The sequence below is a fragment of the Shewanella sp. 5_MG-2023 genome (assembly GCF_030547465.1).
Lineage (GTDB): Bacteria > Pseudomonadota > Gammaproteobacteria > Enterobacterales > Shewanellaceae > Shewanella.
In genome coordinates, this window is the sequence record NZ_JAUORC010000043.1 from 1 (window position 1) to 24,380 (window position 24,380).

Genomic DNA, 24,380 nt, shown 5'->3' on the forward strand with positions numbered 1-24,380 from the left:
GGTTTACGTTTCGCTATCCGTGAAGGTGGCCGTACTGTTGGTGCTGGTGTTGTAGCTAAAGTTATCGCTTAATAGCGTCTTTAGTTAACACATAAAAAAAGGAAGCTTCGGCTTCCTTTTTTGTTTTTATTGCATTTTGATTCTAACCATGTAAAATCCACCGCCTTGAACAGAACCACTAAATTGAAGAGTTTTTGTTCGCAGGGGTTGATCTATGAAATTAGATCTGTATAATTGCCCTTCGCTGTCCTAGACAGCGTAATATAATGTTTAATCATTTGGATTATTCATTTTCATAATTGACTCCGATTGGGAGTCTACGGTTAAATCATCTCGCTCTGCTTTTCCATTGGGAAGAAGCTAGAGGGTGATTTTTTATGTGTGCATTTTAGGAGCTCTGGTCAATGCAGAACCAAAGAATCCGTATCCGCTTGAAAGGATTTGATCATCGTTTGATCGATCAATCAACAGCGGAAATCGTTGAAACTGCTAAGCGTACAGGCGCACAGGTTCGTGGTCCAATTCCACTTCCTACGCGTAAAGAACGTTATACCATTTTGACTTCTCCGCACGTCAACAAAGACGCACGTGATCAGTACGAAATTCGTACTCACAAGCGCTTAGTTGACATCGTAGAGCCAACTGAAAAGACTGTAGACGCATTAATGCGTTTAGATCTTGCCGCTGGTGTCGACGTTCAGATTAGCTTAGGTTAATTGAGATCCTTAGAAGAGGTTTGAAAGATGGCTATCGGTCTTATTGGTCGTAAAGTGGGTATGACTCGCATCTTCACAGAAGATGGCGCTTCAATCCCTGTAACAGTAATTGAAATTGCTGGTAACCGCGTAACTCAAGTGAAAACTTTAGAAAACGACGGATACCGTGCTCTTCAAGTAACTACTGGTACCAAAAAAGCCAACCGCATCACTAAGCCAGAAGCAGGCCATTTTGCTAAGAGCGGCGTAGAAGCCGGTCGAGGTTTATGGGAATTGCGTTTGGCAGATGGTGAAGGTGAAGGCATTGAAGTTGGTGCTGAACTTAACGTTGATATCTTTGCAGATACAGCGAAAGTTGATGTTACTGGTCAATCTAAAGGTAAGGGCTTCCAAGGCGGTATTAAACGCTGGAACTTCCACGCTCAAGATATGACACATGGTAACTCTTTGGCTCATAGATCTAATGGTTCTATTGGTCAAAACCAGACACCTGGTCGCGTTTTCAAAGGTAAGAAAATGTCTGGCCACATGGGTGCCGAGCAAGTAACTACTCAAAATCTAGACGTTGTACGTGTAGATGCAGAGCGTAACTTGTTATTGGTAAAAGGTGCTGTTCCTGGCGCTACCAATGGTGACTTGATTATCAAGCCAGCCGTTAAAGCATAGGTCTGAGGAGATAGTAATGGAATTGGTATTGAAAGACGCGCAAAGCGCTCTTGAAGTTTCCGAAACTACCTTCGGCCGTGACTTTAACGAGGCATTGGTCCATCAGGTAGTTGTAGCTTACGCTGCAAACGCGCGTCAGGGCACTCGTGCTCAACAGACTCGTGCGGAAGTAACTGGCTCAGGCAAAAAGCCTTGGCGTCAGAAAGGCACAGGCCGAGCTCGTGCCGGTAGTGTTAAAGGCCCGATCTGGCGTGGCGGTGGCGTAACATTCGCTGCTAAAACACAAGATCACAGCCAAAAAGTTAACAAAAAGATGTACCGTGGTGCTCTAAAAAGCATTCTTTCTGAATTGGTACGTCAAGAGCGTTTAGTCGTTGTTGAATCTTTTAGTGTTGAAGCTCCTAAAACTAAAGAGCTGAAAGCTAAGTTAAAAGAAATGCAACTAGAAGACGTTCTAATTGTTACTGCAGATGTTGATGAGAATTTATTCTTAGCAGCACGCAACTTATACAAGGTTGACGTACGTGACGTAGCGGGTCTAGACCCAGTTAGTCTAATCGCGTTCAACACTGTTCTTGTTACTGCTGATGCAGTGAAGCAAATCGAGGAGATGCTAGCATGATCACCGAAGAACGTTTGCTAAAAGTTATCTTAGCGCCACATGTATCTGAAAAGAGCACTGTATTAGCTGAGAAAAACAACACTGTAGTTTTCCGCGTAGCAATCGATGCGACTAAAGCAGAGATTAAAGCTGCTGTAGCGAAACTTTTCGAAGTTGAAGTTGATAGTGTTCGCACTTTGGTAAACAAAGGCAAAACTAAACGTACCGGTGGCCGTGTAGGTCGTCGTAGCGATTGGAAAAAAGCCTATGTAACTTTAGCTGCTGGTGCTGACATCGATTTCGTCGGTGGCGCTGAGTAAGCAAAGGAGAATTATCATGGCAGTTATTAAGTGTAAGCCAACCTCTCCAGGTCGTCGCCACGTTGTTAAAGTGGTGAACAGCGACTTGCATAAAGGGAAACCTTTTGCAGGCCTGTTGGCTAAGAAATCTAAAAGTGGTGGCCGTAACAATACGGGTCGCATCACTGTTCGTCACGTTGGTGGTGGACACAAGCAGCATTATCGTATTATTGATTTCAAACGCAATAAAGACGGTATCCCTGCGAAAATTGAACGTCTGGAATATGATCCAAACCGTACAGCTAACATTGCGTTAGTATTGTACGCAGACGGTGAGCGTCGCTACATTCTTGCCGCTAAAGGCATGAAAGCTGGTGATGCAATCCAATCTGGTGTGGATGCAGACATCAAAACCGGTAACGCAATGCCGCTTCGCAACATCCCAGTGGGTAGTGTTGTGCACGCAGTAGAAATGAAACCTGGTAAAGGTGCTCAAATCGCGCGTTCAGCTGGTGCTTATGTTCAAGTTGTTGCTCGTGATAACCAATATGCAACTTTACGTCTTCGCTCTGGCGAAATGCGCAAAGTGCCTGTTGATTGTCGTGCAACATTCGGTGAAGTTGGAAATGCCGAGCACATGCTACGCCAGTTAGGTAAAGCAGGTGCTAAACGCTGGAGAGGCGTACGCCCTACAGTGCGTGGTGTTGCAATGAACCCGGTAGACCATCCACACGGTGGTGGTGAAGGCCGTACTTCTGGTGGTCGTCATCCAGTAAGTCCATGGGGTGTGCCAACTAAGGGTTATAAAACTCGTAGTAATAAGCTCACCGACAAGTACATTGTACGTCGTCGTAACAAATAGTAAGAGGATTCGCCCATGCCACGTTCTCTCAAGAAAGGTCCTTTCATTGACCTGCACTTGCTGAAGAAGGTAGAGAAAGCGATGGAAGCGGGAGATAAAAAACCAATTAAGACTTGGTCTCGCCGCTCAATGATCATCCCAAATATGATTGGGTTGACCATCGCTGTCCATAATGGTCGTCAGCACGTACCTGTGTTCGTAACTGACGAAATGATCGGTCATAAGCTTGGTGAATTTTCACCAACTCGCACTTATCGCGGCCATGCTGCAGATAAGAAAGCGAAGAAGCGTTAATACGGGAGACATAAGATGGAAGTTTTAGCTAAACATCGTTACGCCCGTACGTCTGCGCAGAAGGCCCGTCTAGTTGCTGATCAAATTCGCGGGTTGCCTGTATCTAAGGCGCTTGAGATTTTGACCTTCAGCCCTAAGAAAGCCGCCGTACTGGTTAAGAAAGTACTAGACTCAGCTATCGCAAACGCCGAACACAACGAAGGTGCAGATATCGATGAGCTTAAAGTTGGCCAAGTCTTTGTTGACGAAGCACCAACTATGAAGCGCATCATGCCTCGTGCCAAAGGCCGCGCTGATCGTATCATGAAGCGTACCAGCCACATTACTGTGGTTGTATCAGATCGCTAGGAGAAGAGAGCAATGGGACAGAAAGTACATCCTAATGGTATCCGTCTGGGTATCACGAAGCCTTGGATCTCTACTTGGTACGCCGATAAGTCAGATTATGCGAATAATCTGAACAGCGACTGGGAAGTTCGTCAATATCTTACAGAGAAATTGAAGGCTGCATCAGTATCTAAAATCGTTATCGAGCGTCCTGCGAAGAGCATCCGCGTTACTATTCACACTGCCCGTCCAGGCGTTGTGATTGGTAAGAAAGGTGAAGACGTTGAAGTATTACGTGCACATGTATCTAAAATTACAGGCACTACTGCTCAAATCAACATCGCTGAGATCCGTAAGCCTGAGTTAGACGCAAAGTTAGTTGCTGACAGTATTGCGCAGCAACTAGAACGTCGTGTTATGTTCCGTCGCGCTATGAAGCGTGCAGTTCAAAACGCAATGCGCATTGGTGCTCAAGGTATCAAAGTTGAAGTGAGCGGCCGTCTAGGCGGAGCTGAAATCGCACGTTCTGAGTGGTATCGTGAAGGTCGTGTACCTTTGCATACTCTACGTGCTGATATCGACTATTCTACAGCTGAAAGTCACACCCAATACGGTGTGATTGGCGTTAAAGTTTGGATCTTCAAAGGCGAAGTTCTAGACGGTAACGTTGTCGCGTTAGAAGAGCCGAAGCAGCAGTCTAAGCGCAAGCCTCGTGCTAAATAGGAGAAACTTTAATGCTGCAACCTAAACGTATGAAGTTTCGCAAGATGTTCAAAGGCCGTAACCGCGGTCTAGCGAACGGTACTGAAGTTAGCTTTGGTACTTTCGGTTTGAAAGCTGTCGGCCGTGGTCGTTTAACAGCTCGTCAAATCGAATCTGCACGTCGTGCCATGACACGTCACATTAAACGTCAAGGACAAATTTGGATTCGAGTTTTCCCTGACAAGCCAATTACCTCTAAGCCTCTTGAAGTGCGTATGGGTAAAGGTAAGGGTAACGTTGAATACTGGGTATGTCAGATTCAACCTGGTAAGGTTCTTTATGAGATGAATGGTGTATCTGAAGAGTTAGCGCGTGAAGCGTTTGCTTTAGCTTCTGCCAAGCTTCCTATTAAGACTACCTTCGTAACTAAGACGGTGATGTAATGAAAGCGAGCGAACTAAGAGAAAAGAGCGTTGAAGAACTTAACGCTGAATTACTTGGTCTGCTGCGTGAGCAGTTTAACCTGCGTATGCAACACGCTACTGGTCAGTTGACTCAAACGAATCAATTGAAATTAGTGCGTCGTAACATTGCACGTGTTAAGACCATTATTACTTCTAAGGCAGGTGCGTAATGTCTGATAAAATCCGTACTTTGCAAGGTCGAGTTCTTAGCAACAAAATGGACAAGTCTATTACTGTTGCTATTGCACGCCAAGTGAAACATCCTATTTATGGGAAGTACATTAAGCGTACAACTAAGATCCATGCACATGACGAAACCAATCAGTGTAATGAAGGTGACGTAGTGACTATTAGTCAGTGTCGTCCTCTTTCTAAGACTAAGTCTTGGACACTTGTTGAAGTAGTAACAAAAGCCTAGTAATCATTAGGTTATAGTAAACGGCTCCAATGCTTGGGGCCGTTTGTTTTTTTATACTATGCAACCCAATATTTTGGTGTTATACTTGCGCCCCATTTTTGAACAAATTGCATTCAATGCTAATGAGTAATTAGCAAGGTATGAATTGTTCAAGAAGTGGACAAATATGATCCCAATTTCGGGGTTTTGTAGTAACGATAGCGGAGCACTTAAAATGATCCAAATGCAATCGACTCTAGACGTCGCGTGTAACAGTGGCGCTCGTAGAGTTCAGTGTATTAAGGTCTTGGGTGGCTCTCATCGTCGTTATGCCGGTATCGGCGACGTCATCAAGGTTTCTGTTAAAGAAGCTATTCCTCGCGCTAAAGCGAAGAAAGGTGATGTATATAACGCGGTGGTAGTCCGTACTAAGAAAGGCGTACGTCGTCCAGATGGTTCTGTCATTCGCTTCGATCGGAATGCAGCAGTTTTGCTTAACGCAAACCTTGCACCGATTGGTACTCGTATTTTTGGACCAGTGACACGTGAATTGCGCAACGAGCAGTTTATGAAAATCGTCTCTCTGGCACCAGAAGTACTGTAAGGAGCTTCAAAATGGCAGCTAAAATCCGTCGTGAAGACGAAGTAATTGTATTAGCAGGTAAAGACAAGGGTAAACGAGCAAAAGTTTCTCAAGTCCTACCTACTGGTAAGTTGATTGTTGAAGGCATCAATCTTGTTAAAAAACACCAAAAGCCAAACCCACAATTGGGCGTAACTGGTGGTGTAATCGAGAAAGAAGCAGCGATACAAGCATCAAACGTAGCGATCTTTAACCAAGCCACAGGCAAGGCAGATCGTGTTGGTTTCCGATTCGAAGACGGCAAAAAAGTCCGTTTCTTTAAATCGAATAGTGAACTCATTAAGTAAACGGAGTAAACGATGGCGAAACTGCATGATAAATATCAAGAGACTGTTATTGCAGAACTTTCTAAAAAGTTCGAATATACCAGTGTCATGCAAGTCCCTCGGATTGAAAAAATCACCCTTAACATGGGTGTAGGCGAAGCCGTTGCAGACAAAAAAGTTATGGAGCATGCGCTCCGTGATATGACTGCAATCGCTGGCCAAAAACCAGTTGTAACTGTTGCACGTAAATCAGTTGCTGGTTTTAAAATCCGTGAAGGCTACCCTATTGGCTGTAAAGTTACCCTACGCGGTGAGCGTATGTGGGAATTTTTAGAGCGTTTAGTTGACATTGCAATCCCACGTATTCGTGACTTCCGTGGCCTAAGCGCAAAAGCGTTTGACGGTCGTGGTAACTACGCAATGGGTGTGCGTGAGCAAATCATCTTCCCAGAAATCGATTACGATAAAATCGATAAGATTCGTGGTATGGATATTGTTATCACTACTACTGCGAAGAATGATGAAGAAGGTCGTGCTTTGTTAGACGCATTTAACTTCCCATTCAAGAAATAAGGGTAGCATAATGGCAAAATCATCTATGAAAGCACGTGAAGCAAAGCGTGCACAGCTCGTAGCTAAATATGCTGAAAAGCGTTTAGCACTTAAGGCTATTATCAGCGCACCTGCGACTTCTGACGAAGACCGTTGGGAAGCTGTTCTTAAGTTACAAGCTCTACCTCGTGATTCTAGCGCTGCGCGTCAACGCAACCGTTGTAATCAAACTGGTCGCCCACATGGTTTCTTACGTAAATTCGGCCTTAGCCGTATTAAATTACGTGAAGCTACTATGCGTGGTGAAGTTCCTGGTCTACGTAAGGCCAGCTGGTAAGCACTTGTCACGGAGTAAGCTAATATGAGCATGCAAGATCCTATTGCGGATATGTTAACACGTATTCGTAACGGCCAAGCTGCTAACAAAGTATCAGTAAAGATGCCTTCAGCTAAGTTAAAAGTAGCAATTGCGAAATTACTTAAAGATGAAGGTTACATTACTGACTACGCCGTAGCAGAAGAAGCCAAGCCTGAATTAGAAATCACTTTAAAGTATTTCCAAGGCAAACCAGTCGTTGAGACTATCCAGCGCGTAAGTCGTCCTGGTCTTCGTATTTACAAAGGTAAAAACGAACTTCCAAAGGTGATGGGCGGTCTGGGTGTCGCAATTGTGTCCACTTCTAAAGGCTTGATGACCGATCGTGCTGCCCGCCTAACAGGCATGGGTGGCGAGGTTATCTGCTACGTAGCGTAAGGAGCTAGGTATGTCACGTGTAGCAAAAGCACCAGTGTCTATTCCTGCCGGCGTAGAGGTGACCTTAAACGAACAAACTATCACCGTAAAAGGTACTAAAGGTAGTTTGACTCGAGAAATCAACAAAGCGGTAAGTGTTGTTCTAGACAACGGCGTACTAAGTTTTGGTCCAGTTGAAGGCGTTGCTAACGCTTGGGCTCAAGCTGGTACAGCTCGTGCACTAGTAAACAACATGGTTGTTGGTGTTTCTGAAGGATTTGTTAAAAAATTAAAGTTAATTGGTGTTGGTTACCGTGCGAAAGCAGCTGGTTCAAACCTAGATCTAACTTTAGGTTTCTCACATCCATTGGTTCACAAACTTCCCGCAGGTGTTACTGCAGAGTGTCCTAGCCAAACTGACATCGTCCTTTCGGGCGTTGATAAACAGTTAGTTGGTCAGGTTGCTGCTGAGATTCGTGGCTATCGTCCACCAGAGCCTTATAAAGGCAAAGGTGTTCGTTATGCAGACGAGCAAGTACGCCGTAAAGAGGCTAAGAAGAAGTAGGTAACGCGATATGGATAAGAAAACATCTCGCTTACGTCGCGCTCTGCGTGCTCGTAAGAAGATCCAAGAGCTGGGCGTGAACCGTCTGGTTGTACATCGTACACCGCGTCACATTTATGCTCAGGTGATTAATCCTGAAGCTCAGGTGTTGGCAGTTGCTTCAACCGTTGAAAAAGCGGTTAAAGAACTACTAAAGAGTACCGGTAACGTAGACGCAGCTAAAGCAGTGGGTAAAACTGTTGCAGAGCGTGCGATCGAAAAAGGTGTAACTTCGGTTGCATTCGACCGTTCTGGTTTCAAGTATCACGGTCGCGTAGCAGCATTAGCTGACGCAGCTCGTGAAGCTGGCCTGAAATTCTAAGGGGTTATAAAAATGGCTAAATTAGAAGCTCAGCAGAAAGACGATTTGCAAGAGAAATTGATTGCAGTTAATCGTGTTTCTAAAGTAGTTAAAGGTGGTCGTATCTTTAGCTTCACCGCACTAACAGTGGTAGGTGATGGTAACGGTAAGATTGGCTATGGCTATGGTAAAGCGCGCGAAGTTCCAGCTGCTATTCAAAAAGCAATGGAAAAAGCCCGTCGTAACATGGTAACCGTGGAGTTGAACGCAGGTACACTGCATCACCCAGTTAAAGGTCGCCATACTGGTTCGCGTGTTTACATGCAACCAGCATCGGAAGGTACCGGTATTATTGCCGGTGGCGCAATGCGTGCCGTATTGGAAGTAGCAGGCGTTCATAACGTTCTGTCAAAAGCATACGGTTCTACTAACCCGATCAACATCGTTCGAGCTACTGTCGATGCGTTGGTGCACATGAAGTCACCAGCACAAGTTGCAGCTAAGCGCGGCTTGAATGTTGATGAAATTCGAGGTTAATGCACCATGGCTACTAAAACGTTTAAAGTAACACAGACAAAGAGTGCGATTGGTCGTTTGCCAAAGCACCGTGCCTGTTTATTAGGTTTAGGCCTAAGACGTATTGGCCACACCGTTGAAGTTGAAGATACTCCTTCAGTTCGCGGTATGGTTAATAAAGTTTACTACATGGTTAAGGTGGAGGATTAATAATGCGTTTAAATACTCTATCTCCAGCAGCAGGATCTAAGTCTGCTCCTAAGCGTGTAGGTCGTGGTATTGGTTCTGGTTTAGGTAAAACCGCAGGTCGTGGTCATAAGGGACAAAAGTCTCGTTCTGGCGGCGGTGTGCGTATCGGTTTTGAGGGTGGTCAAATGCCTCTTAAAATTCGTTTACCTAAATTCGGTTTTACCTCGCGCAAAGCTTTGGTCTCAGCTGAAGTTCGTTTACTCGAACTAGCAAAAGTTAACGGTGATGTTATCGACCTTAACGCACTGAAAGATGCGAACGTAATTACTCGCAACATACAGTTTGCGAAAATCGTTCTTTCAGGTACCATTGAACGCCCAGTGACCGTTAAAGGTCTGAAGGTAACCAAAGGTGCACGTGCAGCTATTGAAGCTGCCGGCGGCAAGATCGAGGAATAATACGTCGATGGCAAAACCAGGACTTGATTTAAAAAGCGCGAAAGGCGGTTTATCTGAATTGAAAACCCGTCTCCTGTTCGTGATTGGTGCGATTATCGTCTTTAGAGCCGGTTCGTTTGTACCAATTCCTGGTATTGACGCAGCTGTGTTAGCAGATCTGTTTGCTCAACAAAAAGATACCATCCTTGGCATGTTTAACATGTTCTCGGGTGGTGCTTTAGAGCGTGCCTCTATCTTTGCATTAGGTATCATGCCGTATATTTCGGCATCGATTATCATGCAATTATTGACTGTTGTTCATCCTGCTCTTGCTGAATTGAAAAAAGAAGGCGAGTCAGGAAGAAAGAAAATCAGTCAGTACACTAGATACGGAACGTTAGTGTTGGGTACGCTTCAATCGATTGGTATTGCAACAGGTTTGCCAAGCCTAGTACCTGGCCTTGTGGTCAATGTAGGTTTTGGTTTTTACTTTGTTGCAGTTGTGAGTCTAGTGACAGGAACAATGTTCCTAATGTGGCTAGGTGAGCAAATTACTGAACGTGGTATTGGTAATGGTATCTCGATATTAATTTTCGCAGGTATTGTTGCTGGTTTACCGTCTGCTATCGGCCAAACGGCTGAACAGGCTCGTCAAGGTGATTTGAATGTACTGGTTCTGTTGCTATTAGCAGTAATCGTATTTGCAGTTACTTATTTAGTTGTATTTGTAGAACGTGGTCAACGTCGTATCGTCGTTAACTACGCTAAGCGTCAACAAGGCCGTAAGGTTTTCGCAGCGCAAAGCACACATTTACCTCTTAAAGTGAACATGGCAGGTGTGATTCCGCCAATTTTTGCATCCAGCATTATTTTGTTCCCAGGCACACTGGCTCAGTGGTTTGGTGCAAATGAGTCCATGTCATGGTTAAGCGATTTCGCTTTAGCTGTGTCACCTGGACAACCGCTGTATTCATTATTGTATGCAACAGCTATCGTTTTCTTCTGTTTCTTCTATACTGCGTTGGTGTTTAACCCACGTGAGACAGCTGATAACTTGAAGAAAAGTGGTGCGTTCATTCCTGGGATTCGTCCTGGAGAACAGACTTCGCGTTACATTGATAAAGTAATGACTCGTTTGACCCTTGCGGGTGCGATTTATATTACCTTTATCTGTTTAATTCCGGAGTTCATGTTAATTGCGTGGAAAGTACAGTTCTATTTTGGCGGTACTTCACTACTAATTATTGTAGTCGTAATCATGGACTTCATGGCTCAGGTTCAGACCCATATGATGTCTCATCAGTATGAGTCTGTGATGAAGAAAGCTAACCTAGTAAACAAAGCGAATTTAGATCGCTTTGGTCGCTAATAGCTTTTAACGGAGTGATGAAATGAAAGTTCGAGCTTCCGTGAAGAAGATCTGCCGTAATTGCAAGATCGTCAAGCGTAGTGGCGTTGTACGTGTGATTTGTGTTGAACCAAAACACAAACAGCGTCAAGGCTAAAAAAAGATATTTGCTCAGTTCTAAATAGAACTGAGCAAATAATGTTTGCAAATTTGTTGGCTGTCGAGTATCCTTTCGGGCTTTTCGCAGTCGACCTTTAACATATTAAGGAGTGCATAGTGGCCCGTATCGCTGGCATTAACATTCCTGATCAAAAGCACACAGTCATCGCATTGACTGCAATTTTTGGTATTGGACGTACGCGCGCTAGAGAAATCTGCGCAGCTACTTCAATTGCTGAAGATGCTAAGATCAAGGAATTGAGCGAAGCTCAAATAGATATTCTACGCGAAGAAGTTGCCAAATACTCAGTAGAGGGTGACTTACGTCGTGAGATTTCAATGAACATCAAGCGTCTTATGGATCTTGGTTGTTATCGTGGTCTCCGCCATCGCCGTAGCCTGCCTCTTCGTGGGCAACGTACTAAGACCAATGCGCGTACGCGTAAAGGTCCACGTAAACCAATTAGAAAGTAACGGGAAGGTAAACCAAAATGGCTAAAGTTCCGTCACGTTCTCCGCGTAAGCGCGTACGTAAACAGGTTGCAGATGGTATGGCTCATATCCATGCATCTTTCAACAACACAATTGTCACCATTACAGATCGTCAAGGTAATGCGTTGTCTTGGGCTACCTCTGGCGGTTCAGGTTTTCGTGGTTCACGTAAATCTACACCGTTCGCTGCGCAGGTTGCTGCTGAGCGTGCAGGTATTGCTGCACAAGATTACGGTGTTAAAAACCTTGAAGTTTTCGTAAAGGGTCCAGGTCCAGGTCGTGAGTCAGCCATTCGTGCGCTGAACGCTGTTGGTTATAAAATCACCAACATTACCGATGTGACACCTATCCCTCATAATGGCTGTCGCCCACCTAAAAAGCGTCGTGTATAACACGTCGTATATAGGATAGTTGGAGAAAGATCATGGCAAGATACTTGGGTCCTAAGCTCAAGCTCAGCCGCAGAGAAGGTACAGACCTTTTCCTAAAAAGCGGTGTGAGAGCAATCGATTCGAAGTGTAAGCTTGAAGCTGCACCTGGTCAACATGGCGCACGTAAGCCACGTTTATCAGAGTACGGTTTACAGCTACGCGAGAAACAAAAAGTTCGTCGTATGTACGGTGTGCTAGAAAAGCAATTCCGTAACTACTACAAAGAAGCTGCACGTCTAAAAGGCAACACTGGTGAAAACCTACTTGCTCTTTTAGAAACCCGTTTAGATAACGTTGTTTATCGTATGGGTTTTGGTGCGACTCGTGCTGAATCACGTCAATTAGTAAGCCACAAATCAATCGTGGTTAACGGTCGTGTTGTTAACATTCCGTCATTCAAAGTGTCTGCGAATGATGTTGTAAGCATCCGTGAAAAGTCACGTACTCAAGCTCGTATTAAAGCGGCTTTAGAAGTGGCTGGTCAACGTGAGAAGCCTACATGGGTTGAAGTCGACAGCGCGAAAATGGAAGGTGCTTTCAAGCGTCTACCAGAACGTAGCGATTTGTCTGCGGAAATTAACGAACAGCTGATCGTCGAGCTTTACTCTAAGTAAAGCTAACAAACAAGAGAGGACACAATGCAGGGTTCTGTTACAGAATTTCTAAAACCGCGTCTCGTTGACATAGAGCAGGTTAACCCAACTCGTGCCAAGGTTACGCTAGAACCACTAGAACGTGGTTTTGGTCACACATTAGGCAACGCTTTGCGTCGTATCTTATTGTCGTCTATGCCTGGCTGTGCCGTAACTGAAGTCGAAATCGACGGCGTGTTACATGAGTACAGTAGCAAAGAAGGCGTACAAGAAGATATCCTTGAGATATTGCTTAACCTTAAAGGTTTAGCGGTAAACATTGAGGGTAAGGATGAAGCTTTACTTACTTTAAGTAAGTCAGGCACAGGCCCTGTTACAGCAGCAGATATCACACATGATGGTGATGTTACCATTATGAATCCTGATCATGTTATCTGTCATTTGACTGGTAACAATGATATCAGCATGCGTATCCGTGTTGAGCGTGGTCGTGGTTATGTTCCAGCTTCGGCTCGTGCACAAACCGAAGACGATGATCGCCCAATTGGTCGCTTGTTGGTTGATGCTTCATTCTCACCTGTTGCTCGCATTGCATATAATGTTGAAGCAGCACGTGTAGAGCAACGTACTGATTTAGATAAACTCGTTATCGATATGACCACTAATGGTACTATTGATCCTGAGGAAGCAATTCGTCGTTCTGCAACAATTTTAGCTGAACAGCTAGATGCGTTCGTAGACCTTCGTGATGTGACTGAACAGACTGTTGTAGAAGAGAAACCGGAGTTTGATCCGATTCTGTTGCGTCCTGTCGACGATTTAGAGCTAACTGTACGTTCAGCCAACTGTTTGAAGGCTGAAGCGATTCATTACATCGGAGATCTAGTACAACGCACTGAAGTTGAGTTGCTCAAGACTCCTAATTTAGGTAAGAAGTCTCTTACTGAAATTAAGGATGTATTAGCGTCTCGCGGATTGTCTTTAGGTATGCGTCTAGAAAACTGGCCTCCAGCTAGTTTAGCAGACGACCTATAAGTCCCAGTTTAGTTAGTACAGATTAAAGATTATAAGGATTAGGTCATGCGCCATCGTAAGAGTGGTCGTCAACTAAACCGCAACAGCAGTCATCGTCAAGCTATGTTCCGTAACATGGCATGCTCACTAGTTAGTCATGAGTTAATCAAGACTACAGTAGCTAAAGCGAAAGAACTGCGCCGCGTAGTTGAGCCTCTAATAACACTTGCTAAAGTTGACAGCGTTGCAAATCGCCGTTTAGCTTTTGCTCGTACCCGCGACGCTGAAGTTGTAGGTAAGTTATTTACTGAATTGGGTCCACGCTTCCAGGAACGTCCTGGTGGTTACACTCGTATTCTTAAGTGTGGTCTACGTACCGGTGATAAAGCCCCAATGGCTTACATCGAGTTAGTAGGTCGCCCTGAAGCTGCTGAAGCTGTTGAAGTAGAAGCTGCAGAGTAATTTATTACTCATTTAAAAAAACCGAGCCTAGCTCGGTTTTTTTATGTCTATTATTCGTGAAATTTTAACTTAAATCATCTTTACTAATTAATTTCTCTTAGTATTTTACTCTGGCTTATCTGGCTTATCTGGCTTATCTGGCTTATCTGGCTTATCTGGCTTATCTGGCTTATCTGGCTTATCTGGCTTACCTGGCTTACCTGGCTTACCTGGCTTACCTGGCTAGCAGCATAGAGCTTCCATTAATTGAAAATAGTTCGCTGCTGACTGAAGACTCGCAAATCCACAAGAAAATGAATAATTAGCTTCTCGTAATTAGCTTCTCGTAATTAGCTTAGATTTACTCGCAAACTACCCAGTTGTAATTGTTAATCATCTGAACCTAAGTCAGTTAAACTGCTTTGAAAGTTGTTTACGAAGCTTTCTGTAATAGCTAAATTGTCATTTGCATTGCTGTAATCAGTTTTGACTGTAGCCATTTAGTTGTGTCATTTTTTGGTGACATAAGTTGGTTTACTAGCCATGAAAGGTTAACTGTTTAAGTTAGTTGGCAGCGTTAAAGGGTTCTGCGTCTTTGTTTATAAAGCCACTAAACGTGTGCTTAAAACCAGTTATCTTTTTCAAGTAGCACATGTTAAACGAGTCCACCTAAGTCTTTATCACCAAGTGTCCCGGCTTGTTAGGCTCAGAATCTAGTGGACAACGAAAGTGATTTACCTGTTATTTAAACCCTAGTTGCTAATTTTAAGATTTATTTTGATTCATTCTAGATTTTATTAAGCAGTGAAATAACACTTCTTTTTATTAGCTGCTAAAAAAGTATTCAAGTCAACTATATCAATTGCAGCCTGGTTTGGCATTGGTGTTTGCTCCAATGCAGAATATAGTTTTGTTTAAGGGATTTTTTTAAAGAAGGGTTTTGTGCGGTGCTAATAGGTAAGTTAGCTATTCATGCGCTGTAGGTATTAGAAATATAATCGCTTGAGAGCTATTTAAAAGCTTCCAGTCAGCTTATTACGATTAATATAGGGTTTAGTGTACTTTGTTAATATAAGTCCGTTTAAATGTGCGCAGAGGCTAGGGTTATCATTTTCCGGGTAATTAGCACTTTATAGTTTTTTGGGGGGGAATTGCGGCTAATGCAGAGGGATTGATTATCACAACTTTTTGGTTAAACATTAACTCTTGGTTGTTTGAGGGCAACAGTAAACTTAAACTCATAGTTGACTTCCTATACTTTAATTACGCAAGCCAAATAAAAAAGCACCGACCAATTGTGGTCAGTGCTTTACATGGTGATTAGCTTACGGATGAAGCTTAAATTTCGTATGGTCGCTACTTAATCTTGGATTAGTTGTATTTATAACCTTCGGATTGAGTTTGCTCAGAGTAATCTAATTTTTCATGGCTTTGGCCCATGGCTTCAGCAACTTCTGGAGGCATGTAATTTTCATCATGCTTTGCAAGTACTTCAGTTGCTTGTAATACGCCAGGCTCTGTTAATACACCTTGTGCAACAATACCTTGTCCTTCACGGAATAGATCAGGCAACAAGTCATCAAATGTTACGATGATTTCGCCACCAAGAATATCATGAATGGCAAATTCAACATGTAAACTATCAGGATCACGTACCATTGAGCCTAAGGTCACCATACCACCTACACGTATACGTTGACCAACTTCAGGCTTGTCACCTGTATCTGGTTTACCGTTTACAATTTCATACGGAGTATAGAATAAGTTTAAGTTTGAATTTAGCGCATATATTAGTAATGATGCGATACCGGCAACACCTGCAATTAATGCGACTGCCAGTGTTAATCTCTTTTTGCGTCTTGAATTCACTATCTGCTACTCCTAGTTTCTTTAAGGCGGTCTTCTCGTTCCATCTTTTTAGATATTTCGAGTAAGACGGATCTTTTTTGACGAAGGCTCAAGAATAGTAACGTCCCTAAGCTTCCGAAGGTAACACCGTATGACAACCATACATAGAATGCATAACCGCCCATATTTAAAAATTCAGAAAATGATTCGAACTGTATCATTTCGATGCCTCCGCTTTTGCTAATTCTCTAACCCAAGGACGCATTCCATTTCTAGCTAAAATCTCAGCTTTGTAGCGTAGCAAAGTGATTGCACCAATCATTAATCCAAAACCGACGATATTGATAAGTAACGGTGCTAACATTTCCATTGGCATTGATGACTTTTCAGTGATTTTAATTGTCGCAGGTTGATGTAAGCTGCTCCACCAATCAACTGAGTATTTAATAATTGGAATATTAATTACACCAACGATTGCTAAAATGCCTGCTGCACGAGCTGCAAGTACTTTATCTTCAAATGAAGCGTAAAGAGAGATTACACCTAGGTATAAGAATAATAGCACCAGTTCTGATGTTAAGCGTGCATCCCATACCCACCAAGTGCCCCACATAGGTTTGCCCCATGCAGCACCAGTTAACAAGGCGATAAAGGTGATTACAGCGCCTATTGGTGCAATTGAGGCTGCAACCCAATCGGCTGCTTTAATCTGCCATACAATCCCGACAAATGAAGCGGATGCCATAGCCATATACGCGGCCATAGACATTGAGGCAGCTGGTACATGGATATAAATAATTCTGAAACTTTCGCCTTGTTGGTAATCCATTGGGGCAAATAGCATTCCCCAGATGGTTCCGACACTTATAAATAAGATGGCAGAAAATGCAAACCAAGGTAAAAGGGTTGATGCTAGTTTGTATGCACGCTCTGGATCAGCGTATGAATGTAGCCATTTCCACATTTAGTTTGTACTCACTCTTAATGAAGCACCAATTGCAAATGGTGCCATAACTAATGAACCGACCAACATTGCACCAATAATAGCAAGTTGACCTGTGTAGGGTAAATTCATTCCAGCCGCATCAATCGCACTTGTAGCGAAGATGAGAACAGGTATATATAGCGGTAAAATTAGCAAGCTTAGTAGTACACCGCCTTTGCGTAATCCAACCGTTAATGCAACACCAATAGCGCCAAGAAGGGACAATACTGGTGTTCCGACTGCTAGTGTCGAGATTAGCGCGCCATAGCTATTGCTATCTAAATGCAGCAGTACTGCAAGTAAAGGTGCCACTAATATTAATGGTACACCGGTTAAAATCCAGTGTGCCAATACCTTTGACAATACCAATATTGATAATGGCTGTGGGCTGAGCAACATTTGCTCTAAGCTGCCATCACTAAAATCGGCTTTAAATAAACGCTCTAATGACAGCATCGATGCTAGTAGGGCTGCGACCCAAATAATGCCTGGTGCCACACGTGATAATACTTGTGGTTCAGGGCCAATGCCTAGCGGAAACAATGTCACTACCAGTACAAAGAATAATAACGGGTTAAAAATATCACCACGATGTCGAATGGCGATTTTTAGATCCCGATGCAACAATGTCATAAATGCTTGGGTGTAACTTATGCCTCTTTTCATTGTTGTACCTTATACGAAACGATAGTCTAGTTTTACCTTACGAAGCACATCATCAGTAATGATGCCCATATCTTGGTGAGTTGTCATAATCACGCAACCCCCATTTTTAGTGTGCTGAATAAATAATTGCTCTAGTTCTTCAACACCTTTTTTATCAATGGCGGTAAATGGCTCATCTAAAATCCAAATACGACTGTTGGTATGCCACAGTCTTGCTAATGCGGTGCGACGATGCTGACCTGCAGATAAATGTCCTGCTAGGGCTTCTTCAAAACCGCCTAAGTTAACTTTGGCTAATATACCGTAACTATCAAAGTCATCATAACCACTTAACCTTAAATTGAAGTTAAGATTTTCTTTTGCTGTTAACTCACTTTTAACACCTGCTAAGTGACCTAGGTAAAGTAAATCTTCATTAAATTCATCACGGCATTGTGTGATATCGGTATCGATATATTCGACTTCACCAGCGTATGGCCTTGAAAGTCCGGCTATTATGCGTAGTAAACTGGTTTTTCCGGCACCGTTTGGGCCTTCAATTTGGACAATATCACCAGCGTTAATTTCAAAACTCAATTCGTCAAACAGAATGCGATCTTCGCGAATGCAGGTTAACTCATTCGCTCTTATTAAGGTCGGCCGTTGAATGTTTTCTGTCACTTAGCCCTCATTATCACTGTTAAAGATGAATATAATTTTATATTAACATAAACACAATTAGCGGTTTAGCATTCAGCTCATCTATGTGCTAGGTATTTGAAGTGGTTCCAATAAAATACATCTTATGTGAACTTTTTCATGATTCTCTAATATATTACTTTATCTTAGCTTATTGTCTTCATTTGGACGCTAAGGTGAGATTCTTGTCACAAAAAGGTGAGTTTTATTGAAGTTTGTAGTAATCTGATGACGATTTATAAGTCTGCCTTCATTAAGAGGTGGCGTTGAGCTGTTAATTTATTTGCATTTAGGAACGATGAACATGAAAAAATTATTAGCAATGACTGCAGTTGCCGCGTTGACTTTGTCTTCAAACGTTTTTGCCCAAGATGGCGAAGCGGTTTATAACAAAGCGTGTACAGTATGTCACAGCATGGGAGTTGCTGGTGCACCAAAGACTCACGACGCTGCAGCTTGGGAACCACGTTTAGCTAAAGGTCTTGATGCATTAGTTGCAACAGTCAAAACAGGTTTAAATGCAATGCCACCAGGTGGAATGTGTACTGATTGTACTGATGAAGATTACAAAAACGCTATTGAGTTTATGTCTAAGTAATTTTAGGTTGCTCAATAAAAAAACCGGCTTAAGAGCCGGTTTTTTTATGTCTATTTATTGATAGTGGATTATTGAACCACTGTATCAAGTAATAGTTTAGCTTCTTTACCCACAGCAACAGATGCAACGATACCTTTTAAATCACCAGGTTGCGCCTTCACACTGCCATGTTTTGATAGCACTGCGATAATTTCTACATTTGCAGCACTGCTTAGTTTTACATCGCCACCCATTGAAGTAGTGTCATCAAGTGTCACCGTTACAGGTAAACTGTTGGCACTTATTTTGGTCGCAGCTAAAGGTACCTTAGGGCCTTGAGTTGAACGGGCGAAGATAAATACCATATCTGAAGAGCTAACTTGATCGGCTAACTCTGGAGCAATTGATATCGCGACATCTACAGTTTTAACACCTGCTTCGGCTGTAGCTGCTGCCATTGGGTTATGAGTACTATCGTTTGGCATCACTCCCGTTTCAGCTTGAATACGCATTTGGGCAGATTCAATAGCATTCATAAGTGCAGTGCGATCCACATCTTTACGATCGCTATCTAAAATAGATTGCCACGCTGTGATTGCGCTTTGATAGTCAGCAGTGAAAAACGCATCCATACCGACAAGCAACAATGTAGAAGGGTCGTTTGGATCTAAAGCTAAAGATTGATCTACAAGCGCTTGAATCTGAGGATTCATTTGCTGACCATTTTTGTAATACAGTGCCGTCGCTTTAGGGCCTAATAATTCAGAAGCTGTGCCAACTAATTCCATCACTTTATCAAAAGAGGCAACAGCATGATCAAACTGGTTTGCTGAAATATAAGCATGACCTAAGCTAAACCAAGCTTGGCTGTTTTCTGGCTCAGCTTGAACTTGCTGCTCCATCATTTGTACACGTTGAGCCATAATCTGCTCATTGCTCATACCTTGATGTGGCGAAGCTTCAGCTTGTGGCGGGGTAGCTAACTCCTGGTATGCACCAAGGGTTGAGTAAAAGTAACCTGAAACAGCCAAGACACCAACGGTCATAATTGATGGCCATAAGATCCCTTTTGCTTTTAATTTCGTATCTAAAGAATCGTCACCAGCAATCTTCATATCTTGCAGAAGGCCAATTTCTAGTTCTTTTTTAAGCGCGTCAAACTCTGTTTGATCAAGCAAGCCTTCTTCAAGTTCTTTAGCTAAAATGCCTGCGCGCTCGTTGAAGAGTTCAAGGTTAGTTTGCTTACGTACGCCTGATTCTTCAGCAGATAGCATTTTTTGCTGACGAAAATGAGGGATCCAAATCAGCATTAAGCTGATGAGTACGACAAGCGCAATAAATATCCAAAATGTGGTCATTGTTTCAATATTCACTTTTAGGTTGCTGAAAAAATAAAGCGGAACTGCCGCCTAACTTGAGTGCTAGATTATACGTAAAGATGATTCATTGAACAGTAATATACGATTTTACTTAGTCAGAATCCTTATAGTTGGGCACTGGTTCACAAATAAATAACCACCTTTGAAATCAAACGAAACTTAAATGAACTTTTTTAGTCATAGGCTTAGCTGTTATAACTGTGTGTTTTTAATCTCTATTTTTTTGAGAATGAGACTAGTGACCCAGTTTTGCATGAAATAGGCAGACATAAACAACAGCAAATACTAAAATATAACAAAATTCGTATTAGCTAATGTTAATGTAGCTGATATATAGCATTATGTTAGTTATGCGTTGGTTTGATTAGGTTCGGACCAACTTTTATCACACTGAGGAATACCCATGATCCCAGAACTTGGACACTTCTCGCTCATTATAGGTGTGGCATTTGCCATGCTATTAATGACCGTGCCGTTAATTGGTGCAGCCCGTAAGGACCAATATCTCGTAAGATATGCTTGGCCGATTTGTTACGGTATGTTCTTTTTCATCGCTCTTTCAGTTATCAGCCTAGGCTATAGTTTTGCCGTTGATGACTTCTCTGTGGCTTATGTCGCACATCATTCAAACTCACAATTGCCAATCTTCTTTAAGATTGCAGCAGTGTGGGGTGGCCATGAAGGGTCACTTCTATTCTGGGTATTCTCTATATCTGTCTGGGCTGCATCAGTTGCATTGTTCAGTAAAGGTATGGAAGAAGTCTTTATCGCACGTGTTCTTGCGGTATTAGCAATGATCATTGTTGGCTTCTCTTTATTCATGCTAATCACTTCAAGCCCATTTGAGCGTATTTTCCCAATACCGATGGAAGGTCGAGATTTAAACCCAATGTTGCAAGATGTGGGCTTAATCTTCCATCCACCAATGTTGTACTTGGGGTATGTTGGTTTCTCAGTTAGCTTTGCATTTGCTATTGCTGCGCTTATGAGTGGTCGTCTAGATTCTGCTTGGGCTCGTTGGTCACGTCCTTGGACACTAGCAGCTTGGGTATTCCTAACAGGCGGTATCTCGTTAGGCTCTTGGTGGGCATACTACGAACTTGGCTGGGGCGGATGGTGGTTCTGGGATCCAGTTGAAAACGCATCGTTCATGCCTTGGTTAATCGGTACAGCGTTAGTGCATTCACTTATTGTGACTGAAAAACGTGGCGCATTCCGTAACTGGACCGTATTACTGTCAATATTCGCTTTCTCATTAAGCTTGCTAGGTACCTTTATTGTTCGTTCAGGTGTTTTAACATCAGTGCATTCATTTGCAGCCGATCCTAGCCGTGGTATGTTTATTCTGCTCTTGCTTGGCCTCGCAGTTGGTGGCTCCTTGACCTTGTTTGCGTTAAGAGCAAGTCAAATGAGCAGTCCTGCAAGGTTTGAACTCAAATCTAAAGAGACCTTCTTACTTGTATGTAATGTGTTATTAACTGTTGCAGCAGGTACTGTACTACTTGGTACGCTATATCCATTGCTAATTGATGCATTAGGTATGGGCAAAATCTCTGTAGGACCTCCATATTTCAACGCTGTATTTGTACCAATTGTACTTGTACTGTTTGGCTTCATGGGAATTGGCCCAATCATTCGCTGGAAAAAATCTAAAGCGGGTGAGATTAAACGCCAACTTATGATCCCTGCGATTGTGGCTGCAATTGTTGGTTTGGCAACACCATTTATCGCTGGTAACGAAATGAACCTTTGGGTTGCATTCGGTATTGCTGCTGCGACATGGGTAGCACTAGCAACCTTCAGAGCGGCATATAACCTAGTAACTGACAAAGAAGGTAAGTTCACCCTTAACAAGATTGGCCGTAGTGAAATGGGGATGATTATTGCCCATTTAGGTATTGCCGTATCAATTGTTGGTGCCACTATGGTGTCTAACTACTCGATTGAGAAAAGTGTTCGTATGGGCCCTGGTCTCAGTGAAGAGTTAGCGGGTTATACCTTCAACTATATTGAAACCAAAAACGTGGTTGGTCCTAACTACACCGCGCAACAAGGTCAGATTGAAGTTTATTACGATGACGAATTTGTTACATTGTTAAGACCTGATCGTCGTCAATACAATGTACGTACGATGGATATGACTGAAGCAGGTATTGATTGGGGCTTGTTCCGTGATCTATATGTGACTATGGGTGATCCATTGAGCATGACTCAATTTGCTGTACGTCTTAACTATAAACCGTTTGTTCGTTGGATTTGGTTTGGTTCAATCTTTATGATGGTCGGCGGTTTCTTAGCTGCATCAGACAAGCGTTACCGCGTTAAAGAAGCTAAAACTGCTAAAGAAGAAGCAGAACAAGCAAAATTAGCCACTGCTTAATATATCGGAGAAAGTATGAAAAAGTTGGTGCTGTTTATACCATTGGTATTGTTTTTGGGGATGGGAGTTTTTCTTTATCAGGGGTTATTCTTAAATCCACAAAAGCTGGATTCAGCACTAGAAGGAAAGCCGGTACCGGCTTTCCAACTTGAACGCCTTGAAACGCCGGGTGAAATGTTAACGCAAGCTGATTTAAAGGGTGAAGTGTCGATGATCAATGTTTGGGCTACATGGTGCCCGGCATGTAAATACGAACATCCTTTTTTAATGATGCTTGCGCGTAAAAATATTTTACCTATTTATGGTGTTAATTATCGAGATGAGCGTGCGCCAGCAATACGTGAGTTAAGTCGTGAAGGCGATCCCTACACGCTTAACATTTTTGATAAAGATGGACGTTTAGGTTTAGACCTTGGGGTATATGGAGCACCAGAAAGTTTCATTGTTGACCATAACGGTATAATCCGTTTCCGCTACGCGGGGCCAGTTGATAGTAATGTCTGGAGTGAAACACTCTACCCAATGATCCAACAGTTACAAGCTGAAGCTAAACAAGACGGAGTTTAATAATGAAAACATTGAAAATACTTGTTGGCTTGATGACAAGTTTAGTTTTAGCTTTTAATGTGATGGCAACGCCAGTAGATACTTATGAATTTAAATCTACCGATAACCAAAAGCGTGCGTTGAACTTAGCGCACTCTTTACGTTGCCCACAGTGTCAAAATCAGAACTTGATCGATTCTAATTCGCCAGTAGCCCAAGACCTCCGTCTTGAAGTCTACACCATGGTTGACGAAGGAAAGAGTGATGATCAAATAGTAGATTTTATGACAAGTCGTTACGGTGACTTTGTACTATATAAGCCAAGATTAGATCCTAAGACCTACATTCTATGGATGGGCCCATTTGTACTAATGCTTATTGCACTTTACATTGCATTGGTTGTTGTTCGTAAACAACGTGGTAAAGCAGCAAATGTGGAGCAAGAGTTAACTGACACAGATCGTGACGAGTTAGCCGCTTTATTAGCAAGCAAGCAACAGCGAGATGAAAAATGAACAAGATGATCAAATTGATCATGCTTGGTGCATTAGCGGTAAGTTTTACCGCTAATGCATATCCTGGAATGGAAAAACAGCAACAGCATGTTAGTCAATCAACACTTGATAAGATAAATGTATTAGCGCAGCCGTTTCCTATTGCACACATTGGTTTTAATGATGCCGAAGGCAATGAAGTTGATTTCGAAGCCCATAAAGGCAAAGTTGTTATCATTAATATGTGGGCGACCTGGTGTCCTCCGTGTGTAAGAGAGCTACCTGCATTAAATCGATTAGAGAAAACACTGAGTAAAGATGAATATGTGTTGATGCCAATCTCTATTGATGCAGAAGGCAAGAAGCAAGTTAGCCCTTTCCTTGATTCTATTGGTCTAGGTGCTTTTACTTCTTATTACGACCCAAGACAGAATTTACGAGAAGTATTTCCACTAGACACCATACCAGCGACCTTTATTCTAAATAAAGAAGGTGAATTGGTTGCTTATGTGCGTACTTATGTCGATTGGGATGATGAAAACGCTGTTGAGTTTTTACGACAGTTTCAATAAATTGCAATTAAAGTCTAACGATAGTGATATAAGGTTGCTTACTTAATAGACTAATCACACCTGAATTGATTAAAAAAGATCGTATTTGATGAAAAGATCATCATGCGATCTTTTTTTTGCTTTTTTATCACTAAAAGCCCTTGCGCTAAATCTTAACTTGCCTATAATGCGCATCCACTGACACGGCGACAGGCCAATAGCCTCAAGG

At 42.7% G+C, this 24,380-nt stretch carries 40 protein-coding genes; 34 read left to right on the forward strand and 6 right to left on the reverse strand.

The genetic code is table 11. From position 1 onward, the window contains the following. The 29 genes from Q4557_RS18730 to rplQ all read left to right on the forward strand — a co-directional run. Window positions 1-72: hypothetical protein (locus tag Q4557_RS18730; RefSeq protein WP_131818057.1), on the forward strand; the 72-nt coding region annotated here is incomplete at its 5' end. A 332-nt stretch (window positions 73-404) separates the two neighbouring features. Beyond that, window positions 405-716 carry a 30S ribosomal protein S10 gene (gene rpsJ, locus Q4557_RS18735; RefSeq protein WP_055026509.1) on the forward strand — a complete coding sequence of 104 codons (312 nt, stop codon included), beginning with the start codon at window positions 405-407 and terminating at the stop codon, window positions 714-716. Window positions 717-743: 27 nt separating this feature from the next. Further along, entirely contained in the window at window positions 744-1,382 is a 639-nt protein-coding gene (gene rplC, locus Q4557_RS18740) for a 50S ribosomal protein L3 (RefSeq protein WP_076543232.1), read from the forward strand. Window positions 1,383-1,398: 16 nt separating this feature from the next. Next, the gene (gene rplD, locus Q4557_RS18745) at window positions 1,399-2,004 is read left to right on the forward strand and encodes a 50S ribosomal protein L4 (RefSeq protein ID WP_076543231.1); all 606 of its coding nucleotides are present in this window, start codon (window positions 1,399-1,401) and stop codon (window positions 2,002-2,004) included. After that, the gene (rplW, locus tag Q4557_RS18750; RefSeq protein WP_076543230.1) at window positions 2,001-2,303 is read left to right on the forward strand and encodes a 50S ribosomal protein L23; all 303 of its coding nucleotides are present in this window, start codon (window positions 2,001-2,003) and stop codon (window positions 2,301-2,303) included. The genes rplD and rplW overlap by 4 nt, the downstream gene beginning before the upstream one ends. A gap of 16 nt (window positions 2,304-2,319) precedes the next feature. Further along, on the forward strand, window positions 2,320-3,144 hold the full coding sequence (gene rplB, locus Q4557_RS18755; protein WP_102440086.1) for a 50S ribosomal protein L2: 825 nt from the start codon (window positions 2,320-2,322) through the stop codon (window positions 3,142-3,144). A 15-nt stretch (window positions 3,145-3,159) separates the two neighbouring features. Further along, entirely contained in the window at window positions 3,160-3,438 is a 279-nt protein-coding gene (rpsS, locus tag Q4557_RS18760) for a 30S ribosomal protein S19 (protein ID WP_006083596.1), read from the forward strand. A gap of 15 nt (window positions 3,439-3,453) precedes the next feature. Beyond that, window positions 3,454-3,786, forward strand: coding sequence for a 50S ribosomal protein L22 (gene rplV, locus Q4557_RS18765; RefSeq protein ID WP_102440087.1), 333 nt, complete (start codon window positions 3,454-3,456; stop codon window positions 3,784-3,786). Window positions 3,787-3,798: 12 nt separating this feature from the next. Next, window positions 3,799-4,488: a 30S ribosomal protein S3 gene (gene rpsC, locus Q4557_RS18770; protein WP_102440088.1), complete on the forward strand. Its 690-nt coding sequence runs from the start codon at window positions 3,799-3,801 to the stop codon at window positions 4,486-4,488. A gap of 11 nt (window positions 4,489-4,499) precedes the next feature. Next, window positions 4,500-4,910 carry a 50S ribosomal protein L16 gene (gene rplP / locus Q4557_RS18775; protein WP_055026502.1) on the forward strand — a complete coding sequence of 137 codons (411 nt, stop codon included), beginning with the start codon at window positions 4,500-4,502 and terminating at the stop codon, window positions 4,908-4,910. Then, window positions 4,910-5,101 carry a 50S ribosomal protein L29 gene (rpmC, locus tag Q4557_RS18780; protein WP_006083592.1) on the forward strand — a complete coding sequence of 64 codons (192 nt, stop codon included), beginning with the start codon at window positions 4,910-4,912 and terminating at the stop codon, window positions 5,099-5,101. Before rplP ends, rpmC begins: the two co-directional genes overlap by 1 nt. Beyond that, window positions 5,101-5,349 carry a 30S ribosomal protein S17 gene (rpsQ, locus tag Q4557_RS18785; protein WP_055026501.1) on the forward strand — a complete coding sequence of 83 codons (249 nt, stop codon included), beginning with the start codon at window positions 5,101-5,103 and terminating at the stop codon, window positions 5,347-5,349. Before rpmC ends, rpsQ begins: the two co-directional genes overlap by 1 nt. A gap of 214 nt (window positions 5,350-5,563) precedes the next feature. Beyond that, on the forward strand, window positions 5,564-5,932 hold the full coding sequence (gene rplN / locus Q4557_RS18790) for a 50S ribosomal protein L14 (protein ID WP_076543234.1): 369 nt from the start codon (window positions 5,564-5,566) through the stop codon (window positions 5,930-5,932). Between the two features lie 11 nt (window positions 5,933-5,943). Then, window positions 5,944-6,258, forward strand: a complete 315-nt coding sequence (gene rplX / locus Q4557_RS18795) for a 50S ribosomal protein L24 (protein ID WP_102440089.1) — start codon at window positions 5,944-5,946, stop codon at window positions 6,256-6,258. 12 nt (window positions 6,259-6,270) lie between these two features. Continuing rightward, window positions 6,271-6,810, forward strand: coding sequence for a 50S ribosomal protein L5 (gene rplE, locus Q4557_RS18800; RefSeq protein WP_076543225.1), 540 nt, complete (start codon window positions 6,271-6,273; stop codon window positions 6,808-6,810). A gap of 10 nt (window positions 6,811-6,820) precedes the next feature. Further along, window positions 6,821-7,126: a 30S ribosomal protein S14 gene (gene rpsN / locus Q4557_RS18805; protein WP_076543224.1), complete on the forward strand. Its 306-nt coding sequence runs from the start codon at window positions 6,821-6,823 to the stop codon at window positions 7,124-7,126. A 24-nt stretch (window positions 7,127-7,150) separates the two neighbouring features. Further along, entirely contained in the window at window positions 7,151-7,543 is a 393-nt protein-coding gene (gene rpsH / locus Q4557_RS18810) for a 30S ribosomal protein S8 (RefSeq protein WP_076543223.1), read from the forward strand. 10 nt (window positions 7,544-7,553) lie between these two features. Beyond that, window positions 7,554-8,087, forward strand: a complete 534-nt coding sequence (gene rplF, locus Q4557_RS18815) for a 50S ribosomal protein L6 (protein WP_076543222.1) — start codon at window positions 7,554-7,556, stop codon at window positions 8,085-8,087. A gap of 10 nt (window positions 8,088-8,097) precedes the next feature. Next, on the forward strand, window positions 8,098-8,448 hold the full coding sequence (gene rplR, locus Q4557_RS18820; protein ID WP_076543221.1) for a 50S ribosomal protein L18: 351 nt from the start codon (window positions 8,098-8,100) through the stop codon (window positions 8,446-8,448). Between the two features lie 12 nt (window positions 8,449-8,460). After that, window positions 8,461-8,964 carry a 30S ribosomal protein S5 gene (gene rpsE / locus Q4557_RS18825; RefSeq protein ID WP_076543220.1) on the forward strand — a complete coding sequence of 168 codons (504 nt, stop codon included), beginning with the start codon at window positions 8,461-8,463 and terminating at the stop codon, window positions 8,962-8,964. 6 nt (window positions 8,965-8,970) lie between these two features. Further along, complete coding sequence (rpmD, locus tag Q4557_RS18830; protein ID WP_076543219.1) at window positions 8,971-9,153, forward strand: 50S ribosomal protein L30; 183 nt, start codon at window positions 8,971-8,973, stop codon at window positions 9,151-9,153. A 2-nt stretch (window positions 9,154-9,155) separates the two neighbouring features. Next, window positions 9,156-9,590 carry a 50S ribosomal protein L15 gene (rplO, locus tag Q4557_RS18835; protein WP_055026491.1) on the forward strand — a complete coding sequence of 145 codons (435 nt, stop codon included), beginning with the start codon at window positions 9,156-9,158 and terminating at the stop codon, window positions 9,588-9,590. A 7-nt stretch (window positions 9,591-9,597) separates the two neighbouring features. Then, entirely contained in the window at window positions 9,598-10,938 is a 1,341-nt protein-coding gene (gene secY / locus Q4557_RS18840; RefSeq protein WP_076543218.1) for a preprotein translocase subunit SecY, read from the forward strand. A 22-nt stretch (window positions 10,939-10,960) separates the two neighbouring features. Next, window positions 10,961-11,074: a 50S ribosomal protein L36 gene (gene rpmJ / locus Q4557_RS18845; protein ID WP_006083579.1), complete on the forward strand. Its 114-nt coding sequence runs from the start codon at window positions 10,961-10,963 to the stop codon at window positions 11,072-11,074. A 119-nt stretch (window positions 11,075-11,193) separates the two neighbouring features. After that, window positions 11,194-11,550, forward strand: coding sequence for a 30S ribosomal protein S13 (gene rpsM, locus Q4557_RS18850; RefSeq protein ID WP_076543217.1), 357 nt, complete (start codon window positions 11,194-11,196; stop codon window positions 11,548-11,550). Window positions 11,551-11,567: 17 nt separating this feature from the next. Continuing rightward, window positions 11,568-11,960 carry a 30S ribosomal protein S11 gene (gene rpsK / locus Q4557_RS18855; protein ID WP_011635661.1) on the forward strand — a complete coding sequence of 131 codons (393 nt, stop codon included), beginning with the start codon at window positions 11,568-11,570 and terminating at the stop codon, window positions 11,958-11,960. Between the two features lie 32 nt (window positions 11,961-11,992). Next, window positions 11,993-12,613: a 30S ribosomal protein S4 gene (rpsD, locus tag Q4557_RS18860; protein WP_102440090.1), complete on the forward strand. Its 621-nt coding sequence runs from the start codon at window positions 11,993-11,995 to the stop codon at window positions 12,611-12,613. A 24-nt stretch (window positions 12,614-12,637) separates the two neighbouring features. After that, window positions 12,638-13,627: a DNA-directed RNA polymerase subunit alpha gene (gene rpoA / locus Q4557_RS18865; RefSeq protein ID WP_076543215.1), complete on the forward strand. Its 990-nt coding sequence runs from the start codon at window positions 12,638-12,640 to the stop codon at window positions 13,625-13,627. A gap of 45 nt (window positions 13,628-13,672) precedes the next feature. Then, complete coding sequence (gene rplQ, locus Q4557_RS18870) at window positions 13,673-14,068, forward strand: 50S ribosomal protein L17 (protein WP_076543214.1); 396 nt, start codon at window positions 13,673-13,675, stop codon at window positions 14,066-14,068. Between the two features lie 1,350 nt (window positions 14,069-15,418). Here rplQ and ccmE read toward each other — a convergent pair. The 5 genes from ccmE to ccmA are packed head-to-tail and all read right to left on the reverse strand — an operon-like array spanning window position 15,419 to window position 18,206. Next, window positions 15,419-15,916: a cytochrome c maturation protein CcmE gene (gene ccmE, locus Q4557_RS18875; RefSeq protein ID WP_102440378.1), complete on the reverse strand. Its 498-nt coding sequence runs from the start codon at window positions 15,914-15,916 to the stop codon at window positions 15,419-15,421. Beyond that, window positions 15,916-16,113, reverse strand: coding sequence for a heme exporter protein CcmD (ccmD, locus tag Q4557_RS18880; protein ID WP_102440380.1), 198 nt, complete (start codon window positions 16,111-16,113; stop codon window positions 15,916-15,918). Before ccmD ends, ccmE begins: the two co-directional genes overlap by 1 nt. After that, window positions 16,113-16,859 carry a heme ABC transporter permease gene (locus Q4557_RS18885; protein ID WP_102477112.1) on the reverse strand — a complete coding sequence of 249 codons (747 nt, stop codon included), beginning with the start codon at window positions 16,857-16,859 and terminating at the stop codon, window positions 16,113-16,115. The genes ccmD and Q4557_RS18885 overlap by 1 nt, the downstream gene beginning before the upstream one ends. After that, window positions 16,860-17,546 (reverse strand): heme exporter protein CcmB, encoded by a 687-nt coding sequence (gene ccmB, locus Q4557_RS18890; RefSeq protein WP_076543209.1) that lies wholly within the window; start codon window positions 17,544-17,546, stop codon window positions 16,860-16,862. It abuts the gene before it with no gap. 9 nt (window positions 17,547-17,555) lie between these two features. Next, window positions 17,556-18,206 carry a cytochrome c biogenesis heme-transporting ATPase CcmA gene (ccmA, locus tag Q4557_RS18895; RefSeq protein WP_303414763.1) on the reverse strand — a complete coding sequence of 217 codons (651 nt, stop codon included), beginning with the start codon at window positions 18,204-18,206 and terminating at the stop codon, window positions 17,556-17,558. Between the two features lie 322 nt (window positions 18,207-18,528). Here ccmA and Q4557_RS18900 point away from each other — a divergent pair, with 322 nt between their 5' ends. Continuing rightward, window positions 18,529-18,822 (forward strand): cytochrome c5 family protein, encoded by a 294-nt coding sequence (locus tag Q4557_RS18900; RefSeq protein WP_076543207.1) that lies wholly within the window; start codon window positions 18,529-18,531, stop codon window positions 18,820-18,822. 68 nt (window positions 18,823-18,890) lie between these two features. On the opposite strand, the gene ccmI is transcribed toward Q4557_RS18900, so the two are convergent. Continuing rightward, window positions 18,891-20,159 (reverse strand): c-type cytochrome biogenesis protein CcmI, encoded by a 1,269-nt coding sequence (ccmI, locus tag Q4557_RS18905; RefSeq protein WP_102520617.1) that lies wholly within the window; start codon window positions 20,157-20,159, stop codon window positions 18,891-18,893. A gap of 424 nt (window positions 20,160-20,583) precedes the next feature. Between ccmI and Q4557_RS18910 the strand changes: the two genes are divergently transcribed. The 4 genes from Q4557_RS18910 to Q4557_RS18925 are packed head-to-tail and all read left to right on the forward strand — an operon-like array spanning window position 20,584 to window position 24,172. After that, on the forward strand, window positions 20,584-22,560 hold the full coding sequence (locus Q4557_RS18910) for a heme lyase CcmF/NrfE family subunit (protein ID WP_076543206.1): 1,977 nt from the start codon (window positions 20,584-20,586) through the stop codon (window positions 22,558-22,560). A gap of 15 nt (window positions 22,561-22,575) precedes the next feature. Continuing rightward, complete coding sequence (locus tag Q4557_RS18915; RefSeq protein ID WP_102440374.1) at window positions 22,576-23,127, forward strand: DsbE family thiol:disulfide interchange protein; 552 nt, start codon at window positions 22,576-22,578, stop codon at window positions 23,125-23,127. A gap of 2 nt (window positions 23,128-23,129) precedes the next feature. Then, window positions 23,130-23,621: a heme lyase NrfEFG subunit NrfF gene (nrfF, locus tag Q4557_RS18920; protein WP_303414767.1), complete on the forward strand. Its 492-nt coding sequence runs from the start codon at window positions 23,130-23,132 to the stop codon at window positions 23,619-23,621. Continuing rightward, the gene (locus Q4557_RS18925; protein ID WP_102440372.1) at window positions 23,618-24,172 is read left to right on the forward strand and encodes a TlpA disulfide reductase family protein; all 555 of its coding nucleotides are present in this window, start codon (window positions 23,618-23,620) and stop codon (window positions 24,170-24,172) included. Before nrfF ends, Q4557_RS18925 begins: the two co-directional genes overlap by 4 nt. Window positions 24,173-24,380 lie beyond the last annotated feature (208 nt).